This window comes from Lysobacter niastensis (genome assembly GCF_031457115.1).
GTDB lineage: Bacteria > Pseudomonadota > Gammaproteobacteria > Xanthomonadales > Xanthomonadaceae > Lysobacter_J > Lysobacter_J niastensis_A.
Map to the genome: position 1 here is coordinate 1,140,727 of NZ_JAVDVY010000002.1, position 9,089 is coordinate 1,149,815.

Sequence of the window (9,089 nt, forward strand, 5' to 3'; positions counted from 1 at the left end):
TGCTACAATTCCGAGTCTTTGCTCGGGACTTTTCCGCGGCCTTCCGGCCGTGGGGCACGGTGCCGGGCGCCCGCAGCCACCCCACGCGGTCCCCACCGCGCCGGAGCCACGCATGACCAGCACTGCAGAACTCAGCTCGCCGTCCTCGGCGAACACCGCGCTCACCAACTCCGTGCTCGACGCCGACTACACGCTCGAGCACAAGTACAGCCGCGAGAAGGGCCGCATCTATCTCAGCGGCGTGCAGGCGCTGGTGCGACTGCCGCTGATGCAGCGCCTGCGCGACGAAGCCGCCGGCCTTGACACCGCCGGCTTCATCTCCGGCTACCGCGGTTCGCCGCTGGGCGGTTTCGACCTGGAGCTGTGGCGCGCGCGCAAGCACCTGGAAGCGGCGGGCGTGAAGTTCACCCCGGGCCTCAACGAAGACCTCGGCGCGACCATGGTCTGGGGCACGCAGCAGACCAACCTGTTCCCGGGCGCGAAGGTCCAGGGCGTGTACGGCATGTGGTACGGCAAAGGCCCGGGCGTGGACCGCACCGGCGACGTGTTCAAGCACGCCAATGCCGCCGGCACCTCACAGCACGGTGGCGTGCTCGCGCTCGCGGCCGACGACCATGCCTGCCGCTCCTCGACGCTGCCGCACGGCTCGGAAGACGAATTCGTCAGCGCGATGATGCCGATCCTCAACCCGGCCGGCGTGCAGGACATCCTCGACATGGGCCTGGTCGGCTGGGCGATGTCGCGCTACACGGGTCGCTGGGTCGGCTTCAAGACGATCGCCGAAACGGTCGAGTCCTCGGCCTCGGTCGATGTCGATCCGATGGCCACGCGCATCGTGCTGCCAGAAGATTTCGAGATGCCGGAAGGCGGTCTCAACATCCGCTGGCCGGATCCGCCGATGAACCAGGAGATGCGCCTGCACAAGTACGCGGTCAAGGCCGCGCAGGCCTTCGCCCGCGCCAACGGCATCGACCGCGTGGTCATCGACTCGCCGCGCGCGCGCCTGGGCATCGTCACCACCGGCAAGTCGTACCTGGACGTGCTGCAGGCGCTGGAATACCTGGGCCTGGACGAGCAGGCCTGCGCCGACCTCGGCATCCGCGTCTACAAGGTCGGCATGACCTGGCCGCTGGAGCCGGTCGGCATCACCAACTTCGCCAAGGGCCTCGAAGACATCGTCGTCGTCGAGGAAAAGCGCGCCTTCATCGAGCGTCAGATGAAGGAGTACATGTACAACTGGACCGGCACGCGCCCGTCGATCGTCGGCAAGTACGACGAGGCCGGCGAATGGATCCTGCCGTCCACTGGCGAACTGACCCCGGCGACCATCGCCGGCGTCATCGGCCGTCGCATCCAGAAATTCCACAACTCCGAGCACATCGAGAACGTGCTCAAGTGGATGGCCGAGAAGGAATCCGAGCTGGCCCTGCCACGCGCGCAGTTCCCGCGCGTGCCGCACTACTGCTCGGGCTGCCCGCACAACACCTCGACCGTCGTGCCGGAAGGCTCGCGTGCGCTGGGCGGCATCGGTTGCCATTACATGGTGACCTGGATGGACCGCAGCACCGACACCTTCACCCACATGGGCGGCGAAGGCGTGACCTGGTCGGGCCAGGCGGCGTTCACCGAGACGCAGCACGTGTTCCAGAACCTCGGTGATGGCACCTACTTCCATTCCGGTTCGCTGGCGATCCGCCAGTCGGTCGCCACCGGCGTCAACATCACCTACAAGATCCTCTACAACGACGCGGTCGCGATGACCGGCGGCCAGCCGGTCGACGGCACGCTGTCGGTGCCGCAGATCGCCCACCAGGTGCGCAGCGAAGGCGTGCAGACCATCGTGCTGGTGTCCGACGACATCGCCAAGTGGAGCAAGCGCGAGATCTTCCCGGGCGACATGGAGTTCCATGACCGCAAGGAACTGGACAACGTCCAGAAGCGCCTGCGCGAAGTGAAGGGCACCAGCGTCCTGATCTACGACCAGACCTGCGCCACCGAGAAGCGCCGCCGCCGCAAGCGCGGCAAGATGATCGACCCGCAGAAGCGCGTGATGGTCAACTCGCTGGTCTGCGAAGGCTGCGGCGACTGCGGCAAGAAGTCGTTCTGCGTGTCGGTGCTGCCCAAGGAAACCGAGTTCGGCCGCAAGCGCGAAATCGATCAGTCCAACTGCAACAAGGACTATTCCTGCGTCAACGGCTTCTGCCCGAGCTTCGTCACCGTGGAAGGTGGCGGCCTGCGCAAGAAGAAGGGAAGCAACGCCAAGGATCGCCTCGCCCACCTGCCGATGCCCAACGTTGCCAGCGACCTGTCGCAGCCGTGGAACATCCTGATCACCGGCGTCGGCGGCACTGGTGTCGTCACCATCGGCGCCCTGCTGGGCATGGCCGGCCACCTGGAAGGCAAGGGCGCGAGCGTGCTCGACCAGACCGGCCTGGCGCAGAAGGGCGGCGCGGTGACCACGCACATCCGCATCGCTCGCACTCCCGAGGACATCCACGCCGTGCGCATCGCCGCCGGCGAGGCCGACCTGGTGCTGGGCTGCGACATGGTCGTTGTCAACGACTACTGGGCGCTGTCGAAGGTGCGCGCCGGCCGTTCGCGCGTCGTGCTCAACAGCTACGAAGCGATGCCGGGCACGTTCACCACGCGTCCTGACATGCAGTTCCCGGCGGCCGACATCATCTCCGCGGTCAAGGTCGCCCTTGGCGGGCAGGACCCGCACGTGGTCGACGCCACCCAACTCGCCACCGCGCTGATGGGCGATGCCATCGCCACCAACCTCTTCATCCTGGGCTACGCCTGGCAGCAGGGCCTGGTGCCGCTGTCGCTGGATTCGATCATGCGTGCGGTCGAGCTCAACGGCGCCGCGATCGAGATGAACAAGACCGCGTTCGCCTGGGGCCGCCTGGCCGTGATCGACCCGACCGCCGTGGCCGAAGCCGCCGGCCTGATCCGCAACGCACCGACCGCGGCCGAAGCCACGCCGGGTGCGCTGCCGATGCTGTCGCCGGGTGCCTGGGAAGGCAACGAGTGGGGCGCCACCTCGGCGCCGCGCACCACGCGCAAGGAAGACGAGCTGCGCCACGTGCCGGAGCATGGTGCGAATGGCGACAACATCGCCTTCCTGCCGCTCGACGACGCGCGCCTGTCGCGTTCGGTGGACGAGGTGATCTCGCGCCGCATCGCGTTCTTGACCGAGTACCAGAACGCCGCCTACGCCAAGCGCTACAGCGACTTCGTCGCCAGGGTGCGCGAGGCCGAGCACGCCAAGGCCCCGGGCAGCACCGACCTGACCGAAGCAGTGGCGCGCTACGCCTTCAAACTGATGGCCTACAAGGACGAGTACGAAGTCGCGCGCCTGTACACCAGCGGCGATTTCCAGCGCAAGCTGGAGCAGCAGTTCGACGGCGACTACAAGCTCAAGTTCCACCTCGCTCCGCCGCTGCTGGCCAAGAAGGACGCGCAGGGCCGCCTGATCAAGCAGGAGTTCGGTCCCTGGGTGTTCACCGCGTTCAAGTGGCTGGCCAAGCTGCGCTTCCTGCGCGGCGGCACGTTCGACATCTTCGGCAAGACCGAGGAGCGCCGGATGGAACGCCAGTTGATCGAGGACTACTTCAAGACCGTCGACGGACTGCTCGGCACGCTCGACCGCGGCAACGTCGACCTGGCCGCCGAGATCGCCGGCATCCCGGAGCACATCCGCGGCTACGGTCACGTCAAGGAGTCGCACCTGCACCAGGCCAAGGCCCGTGAAACCGAGCTGCTGGCGCAGTGGAACAACCCACTGCGCATCGTCCGGGTGGCGTAACCAGGGCGGAAAAACGGCTTGCGACCGGGTCAAACCGGCCAAAAAGACCAGGCCCCGCTCCGGCGGGGCCTTTTTTATGCGCTTTTAGTGCTTTTACCGCTTGGCGGCGCGCCGCGCTTGCCCTACATTCCGCCTTGCCGAGCGGGAAATCAGGCAAACGAACCAATCACCGAATACACGGGGAACATATGGCAACGAAGAAGAAAGCAGCTGCTAAGAAGGCTCCGAAGGCCGCCGCCAAGCCGGCCGCGCCGAAGCCGATCAAGGAAGTCCTGACCAAGTCGGGCCTGGTCGCCCACATTGCCGAGTCCACCGGCGTGGTGGCCAAGGACGTGCGCGCCGTGCTGGCATCGCTGGAAGGCGCAGTGCACGCATCGGTCAGCAAGAAGGGCGCGGGTTCGTTCACGCTGCCGGGCCTGCTGAAGATCAGCGCCGTCAATGTGCCGGCCAAGCCGAAGCGCAAGGGCATCAACCCCTTCACCAAGGAAGAGCAGTGGTTCGCTGCCAAGCCGGCTTCGGTGAAGGTCAAGGTGCGTCCGCTGAAGAAGCTCAAGGACGCCGCGGCCTAAGTCGCAGCAGCGCCGGGTTTCCCGGCCGACAGAAAAGCCCCGCGAGAGCGGGGCTTTTCTGTTTGTGCTGCCCGGAGCTGCGCTGGAATTGAAGCACGTGCACGCGGATACCCACGCTTGCGCCCGCCGAAATGCGGGAAGAAGCGCCTCGCTATCCAGTGAATCCAGGGTGATATCAATTAGCACTTCGGTTTTCGGAGATATTCCCGATCGGAAAGAAATGAGAGATTCCGAACTTCGCCGCGCAACCGGTTGAGCCGGAAGGGTCGCAGCCGCTTGACGCAGCACAGGCCCAACGTGAACATCCGGCGCTACACCCCGGAAGTGGGGTCTACTAGGCGTTAGGCGGCATGGAGAGTGCGCCGATGATCAACAAAGAAAGGCACCCCGATGGCTGGGCGGCATTGATGTACGAGCTGGAGGATGCCCAAGAGCACCTGGCTAGACTCATTTCGGAGATCGCGAGCGATCCGGAATACGGCGAGGTAAACCTTCGGGTCGACCTCGGGCACGTGTACTCGCACCTCAACAGGGCCTGGCACGGTCGCAATGCAGCAGATGCCTTGCCAGAGGCGGAGTGGCGCGTCGCCAGTCGGTTTCCGACTGACCTTGAGCCGGTATAGAGTGCCGCCTAACAATTCATTCAAGCCGAAGCCGCTTCGCGGCTCGGCTTAATTCAGGCGTTAGGCCGCTATGCCAGATCGTCACGTAGAGCTGGAGGTTACTTTCCTCGCACCTGATCAGGGAGGCCGGGCCCACCCGCTTACGATCAACGGATACAGGCCTCACCTCCGGGTTCCGCCTGACAACACGATGCTTGGGGTCGAGCTCGTAGGGACTGACAATGTTGCGCCGGTGGGCACACCCATATCCGCATTTGCCAAGCTCCTCTTCGCACCGGCTGTTTCATACTCAGCGCTTCAGACTGGCGCTAGCATTGAGGTACTTGAGGGCTCGCGAGTTGTTGGCCACGGACGTGTCGTTGGCTTGGGTTCGCGGCCTAACAATTCATTCAAGCCGAAGCCGCTTCGCGGCTCGGCTTAATTCAGGCGTTAGGCCTACGACCAATGATCAGGGCACTCACAGCTTCAGTTGGTCTACTTCTTGGGCTTATCGTGCTCGTGCCGCTGCTCGTGTGCCTGGTCTATTCCACGGGTTTGCTCGGTTCCATTGGCCCGTGGGTGCCGGTGTGGGGCGCTGTCACGCTGCTTTGCGCGCCATTTGCGGTGTACCTGCCAGTTTCAAGTCATCTGAGTGGCACATGGCAGCGCGTTCTGCTCGGCTGGGTTTCTGCCGTGTTAGCCGTTCTCGCTGCCATACTTTCCGCAAATGCGCTCATGGCAATAAGTCACCTGTTCGGCCTGTATGACTACTCCCAAATGTAGGCCTAACAATTCATTCAAGCCGAAGCCGCTTCGCGGCTCGGCTTAATTTCAGGCGTTAGGCGCCAAAGAGCATCGCGTGATCAACGCACTCGATAGGGCGATCGGCAAATTGGGCTCTGCTCGTTGGCTCGCAGCCATCGCCGGCTCGCTCGTCTCCGCCGCTTCTGCGGCCGGGCTCTGGTTCCTTGTCGCGCTCAAGGACTTCTCATCCAATCTCAGGGACGCGTATGAAGCGCCGCCTGGACCGGTCCAATACGCGGTGTTCGGCTTGGTGTGCGCCTTCCTGTTAGTGTCGGCTGCACTAGGCGTCGTAGTGGCCGCACTCGGGCTCCGGAGGCGGCATGGCGCCTAACAATTCATTCAAGCCGAAGCCGCTTCGCGGCTCGGCTTAATTCAGGCGTTAGGGCGCAGAGATGGTTCACCTTCTCAAGTGGGTCCGGTCTGCCTTACAAGGCGCTGCGGCGCTCTCGGCAATGGTCGTGGTCGTGTACCTGGTCCGATTCCAAGCGATCCCGGCATCGGCCATTGAAAGCCTCTTTCTCTTTGCGGCGTTCGGAGGGGCCTTAGGGTCGCTCGAGTACCGCCTATCGCTCGCCGTTCCAGCGCTGACACAGCATGCGTTTGCTTGCTGGGGTCTGTCGGTTGGCTGGGGCGCGCCCCTGCTGCTGACTGCCTCGGTTGTTCGGCCTGGTGCCTTTTCGGTCATGCCAGGTCAGGTCGTCGGTTCAATCGCAGTTGCTGCAGTCGTGTCTGCTATCGCGCTCTTCCCGTTATGCTGGCTACAGGGCAAGTGGCTTCCCCGGCATGCGCCCTAACAATTCATTCAAGCCGAAGCCGCTTCGCGGCTCGGCTTAATTCAGGCGTTAGGCGTCGTACTGTAGGTTTGATAGCTGCCGGAGTAGGTCGTGCCCGATTTTCGCTACATCTTGAAGTGGGCTGGGGCAACCTCGATCCTGTCGTGGGTCGCCACGGTCTCTGCTTCGTCCAGCGGGGATCAACGAGTTGCCACGGGTTTCCTGGTTCTCTTTGCAGCAGCAGGGTTTGTCGCCGGTCTTTCGGCGCTCACTGGTGGGGCCATTACGGCCCTGCGATGGCTCGATAGGAGGCGGGGCCAGTGAGTCTGGTTACGCCGCCTAACAATTCATTCAAGGGGAAGCCGCTTCGCGGCTCCCCTTAATTCAGGCGTTAGAGCTGCTTGGAGCGTCATGGCCACCACATATCCAAAGACCGTTCTCTCCGCCGTATTTCTGATTGCGGCCACGCTTCTAGTCGGTCTGGTTCAAACCATCAGGTTCCTTCCTACTGACTTGCCGCTATCACCGGCTATTACGTATGGCATCACCAGCGCGCTCTACTTGGCTCTCGCCGCCCTGGTGTATCTAATTGCTCGTGGCAAAGACTGGGCACGCATTACATACACCGCGATCCTAGTTCTTGGCTTTCTCAAGGCGGCGGCTACGGTTTCCGCTTTGCTCCAGGCACCTCAGGCCAATCTGCTTCCCATAGCGATGTATGGCGCCAAGATCGTTGCCCTCGTTTTGCTTTATGTCCCCTCTAGCAATGCCTGGTTCCGTCATCACGGAGGCAGCTCTAACAATTCATTCAAGCCGAAGCCGCTTCGCGGCTCGGCTTAATTCAGGCGTTAGGCCGCTATGGGCGATATCGCAGTTGATCAATTACATTAAAGACTTTGCGCACAACTGGATCCCCATGTGCGCAGTCGGATTGACATGAAAGTGGTCGGGCCGAGCGGCCTATCGGTCAAGATTGATGGTGAAAACTGCCTTACCTCTATCGGTGTGTGGCCAAATGGCTGCTGCGATGTGGACTATCTGTACGTTTCCACGGAGCGCGGGGAGTTCAAGCACTTCGAGTTTGAAGACACAGATTCTGCGTTTCCAACGGTTCTCCGCGAGATCAACTTGGCTGTGGAGCGCGCGTAGTGCAATCAATCGCGTCGCGGCCTAACAATTCATTCAAGCCGAAGCCGCTTCGCGGCTCGGCTTAATTCAGGCGTTAGGCCGCGTAGCAAATGACCGATCCGTACAAACCGCCCGCATCTCCAACTTTCGATCCCGCCGAGGACATCAAGCGGGTATCCCACTCCGTTGCCGCCTTCATTTCCGGCATCCTGCTGTTCCCAGCCGCCCTTATCGGAACGCTGCGTCTGCTCTTGCCATTGGATGCGAATCGCTTCGGCAACGCTGGATTCTGGTCCGCTGTCGCGCTTGGTAGCCTTATCGCAGCCATCGGGGTCTTCCCGTTCAAGCGGATGCCTCTTTGGCTCGCCGGGATTCTGGGGCCAATTGGTGCATTGGGTATTCTTCTTACCTGGGTCGCCTGGTTGTTCATCACCGGCGCGGCCTAACAATTCATTCAAGCCGAAGCCGCTTCGCGGCTCGGCTTAATTCAGGCGTTAGGCTCATCTAGGGGGAAAGATGACAGGCAATCCATATCAAGCACCCACTTCAGTTGGTCAGGCTTTTGGGGACAAAGCGACGAAGTTGAGCATCAGTGAAACGCTGCCTGTCTGGTGGAGTTTTGTTTGGCGCGCAACCATTTATGGGTTTGTATTCGGCGTTCTGTTGGGCGCGATTGGCGGGGTCTTTGCCGCAGTTCGAGGCGTTCCCGAGCAGGCGCAGATGTATGGTGCTGCTCTTGGCTATCTCGGAACAATTCCAGCATCAATGCTGGCGCTAAAGCAGGCATTGTCCAAGCATCTTGTCTCGCTTGCGGCATTGATTGGCCAGCGCGCCTAACAATTCATTCAAGCCGAAGCCGCTTCGCGGCTCGGCTTAATTCAGGCGTTAGAGCTCACATGCGCAAACTCGTTGCCTCGCTATTTTCAAAAGCCTCGCCGTACAACGATGGCGGTATCAGCACTCCGCCTGAGAGTTCCCTAAAGGCAGCGTTTCAGCGCTCACGAGAGCAAGGCAACATTGAGGTTGTTTGGCCAACGCTAAAAGTCGCAACCCTTTATGTGGTGGTCGCTGAAGACCAGGCGGGCGAACACTGGTTCCTAACAAGGTCACCCAATCCTGAGAGATTTTGTGTGACCGTCGCAGAGCGGCTTGAGTCTCTAGCTAAAGTTCAATGGCCCAAGAAAGAAATGCTCGGCCGGGATCTTGTAGACGCGATTGCACCTGCGCATGAAATCGTTGTCGTCTACTCCGATGGCGGCGACTACATCACCCGGGAGCAACTGGCGTGGTATCGGCAACTAGGGTGAGCTCTAACAATTCATTCAAGCCGAAGCCGCTTCGCGGCTCGGCTTAATTCAGGCGTTATGCGGCACCGGCGAAACAACTCGCATCGGGTTCCTTCGGC

9 protein-coding genes are annotated in these 9,089 nt (G+C 62.0%); all 9 read left to right on the forward strand.

Translation table 11 applies throughout. From position 1 onward, the window contains the following. The first annotated feature begins 112 nt into the window (after positions 1 to 112). The 9 genes from J2X06_RS14515 (at position 113) to J2X06_RS14555 (ending at position 8,991) form a co-directional block, all read left to right on the forward strand. The gene (locus tag J2X06_RS14515; RefSeq protein WP_310063559.1) at positions 113 to 3,808 is read left to right on the forward strand and encodes an indolepyruvate ferredoxin oxidoreductase family protein; all 3,696 of its coding nucleotides are present in this window, start codon (positions 113 to 115) and stop codon (positions 3,806 to 3,808) included. Positions 3,809 to 3,996: 188 nt separating this feature from the next. Further along, entirely contained in the window at positions 3,997 to 4,377 is a 381-nt protein-coding gene (locus tag J2X06_RS14520; RefSeq protein ID WP_310063561.1) for an HU family DNA-binding protein, read from the forward strand. A 365-nt stretch (positions 4,378 to 4,742) separates the two neighbouring features. After that, positions 4,743 to 5,000 (forward strand): hypothetical protein, encoded by a 258-nt coding sequence (locus tag J2X06_RS14525; RefSeq protein ID WP_310063562.1) that lies wholly within the window; start codon positions 4,743 to 4,745, stop codon positions 4,998 to 5,000. 444 nt (positions 5,001 to 5,444) lie between these two features. After that, complete coding sequence (locus tag J2X06_RS14530) at positions 5,445 to 5,762, forward strand: hypothetical protein (RefSeq protein ID WP_310063564.1); 318 nt, start codon at positions 5,445 to 5,447, stop codon at positions 5,760 to 5,762. A gap of 76 nt (positions 5,763 to 5,838) precedes the next feature. Continuing rightward, positions 5,839 to 6,114, forward strand: coding sequence for a hypothetical protein (locus tag J2X06_RS14535; protein ID WP_310063566.1), 276 nt, complete (start codon positions 5,839 to 5,841; stop codon positions 6,112 to 6,114). Between the two features lie 853 nt (positions 6,115 to 6,967). Then, a complete protein-coding gene (locus tag J2X06_RS14540) occupies positions 6,968 to 7,396 on the forward strand; it encodes a hypothetical protein (protein ID WP_310063568.1) in 429 nt (142 codons plus the stop codon). A gap of 398 nt (positions 7,397 to 7,794) precedes the next feature. Further along, the gene (locus tag J2X06_RS14545; RefSeq protein WP_310059678.1) at positions 7,795 to 8,130 is read left to right on the forward strand and encodes a hypothetical protein; all 336 of its coding nucleotides are present in this window, start codon (positions 7,795 to 7,797) and stop codon (positions 8,128 to 8,130) included. Positions 8,131 to 8,200: 70 nt separating this feature from the next. Beyond that, positions 8,201 to 8,521 (forward strand): hypothetical protein, encoded by a 321-nt coding sequence (locus J2X06_RS14550; RefSeq protein ID WP_310059684.1) that lies wholly within the window; start codon positions 8,201 to 8,203, stop codon positions 8,519 to 8,521. 59 nt (positions 8,522 to 8,580) lie between these two features. Further along, positions 8,581 to 8,991 (forward strand): hypothetical protein, encoded by a 411-nt coding sequence (locus tag J2X06_RS14555; protein ID WP_310056658.1) that lies wholly within the window; start codon positions 8,581 to 8,583, stop codon positions 8,989 to 8,991. Positions 8,992 to 9,089 lie beyond the last annotated feature (98 nt).

Excerpts from the sequence above, each read along its gene's own strand:
- J2X06_RS14515 (WP_310063559.1), top strand. The coding sequence starts at position 113 with ATGACCAGCACTGCAGAACTCAGCTCGCCGTCCTCGGCGAACACCGCG.
- J2X06_RS14520 (WP_310063561.1), top strand. The coding sequence starts at position 3,997 with ATGGCAACGAAGAAGAAAGCAGCTGCTAAGAAGGCTCCGAAGGCCGCC.
- J2X06_RS14525 (WP_310063562.1), top strand. The coding sequence starts at position 4,743 with ATGATCAACAAAGAAAGGCACCCCGATGGCTGGGCGGCATTGATGTAC.
- J2X06_RS14530 (WP_310063564.1), top strand. The coding sequence starts at position 5,445 with ATGATCAGGGCACTCACAGCTTCAGTTGGTCTACTTCTTGGGCTTATC.
- J2X06_RS14540 (WP_310063568.1), top strand. The coding sequence starts at position 6,968 with ATGGCCACCACATATCCAAAGACCGTTCTCTCCGCCGTATTTCTGATT.
- J2X06_RS14545 (WP_310059678.1), top strand. The coding sequence starts at position 7,795 with ATGACCGATCCGTACAAACCGCCCGCATCTCCAACTTTCGATCCCGCC.
- J2X06_RS14550 (WP_310059684.1), top strand. The coding sequence starts at position 8,201 with ATGACAGGCAATCCATATCAAGCACCCACTTCAGTTGGTCAGGCTTTT.
- J2X06_RS14555 (WP_310056658.1), top strand. The coding sequence starts at position 8,581 with ATGCGCAAACTCGTTGCCTCGCTATTTTCAAAAGCCTCGCCGTACAAC.